This is a genomic window from Vibrio sp. OPT46 (assembly GCF_015163535.1).
In the GTDB taxonomy this organism is placed as follows: domain Bacteria; phylum Pseudomonadota; class Gammaproteobacteria; order Enterobacterales; family Vibrionaceae; genus Vibrio; species Vibrio alginolyticus.
Genome location: NZ_JADDYG010000021.1, coordinates 1 through 637 on the forward strand (window position 1 = coordinate 1; position 637 = coordinate 637).

Sequence of the window (637 nt, forward strand, 5' to 3'; positions counted from 1 at the left end):
CGTAGAGCTCAACGAGAAGCTGAAGTTAATGCTCTGCTAAACGAAATGGAAAAACAAATCTTCGTTACAGATATTTATGAGATAGCTGGTCAGTTGAAAGGTGAGTTTTGGCATAAGGGGGCTATCCAAACTTTAAAAGAAGGGGAGAGCTTTGGGGACTGGTATGTAGATTCACTGTCATTTCAAGGGGCTGTAGTCATGCCTTTCGATTATTCAACTCACAAAATGGACAAATCAAGAGCACGACATATCACGGTTAAAACCTCTGACGAAGCAATTGACCGCTTTAAGAAAGCGCAAACATTCCGAGACCGTATTATCGAGCAGAAGATTGGGGAGCTTTCAGAATCAAGTATGTTTGGAGCCCCGGCGCCTACATTAATTAATGACTCTCCCTCTCAAGGTTTAATGTTCAAGTGAGAATTTCATGACTAGTACTAACTTAGCAGAGTATAGACCTGCAACCAGCATTGTAGAATCCAGCGCAAACGAATACGACATTTTGTCAGATTCAATTTCTGGTGATTTAATAAAATACTTTGGTAGTCGTAGTAGCTCTAGTTCACACTTCTTTAACGACTTAACATACGACACTAGAGAACAACTTCCTTGGGCCTTAGGTGGTATCATTGACAAG

Annotated in this window: 2 protein-coding genes; both read left to right on the forward strand. The window is 40.8% G+C overall.

Translation table 11 applies throughout. The features are described 5' to 3' along the window. Positions 1-420: hypothetical protein (locus tag IQR33_RS01940; protein ID WP_228013719.1), on the forward strand; the 420-nt coding region annotated here is incomplete at its 5' end. A gap of 7 nt (positions 421-427) precedes the next feature. Then, the coding region (locus IQR33_RS01945) for a hypothetical protein (RefSeq protein ID WP_193843461.1) at positions 428-637 on the forward strand (210 nt) is incomplete at its 3' end.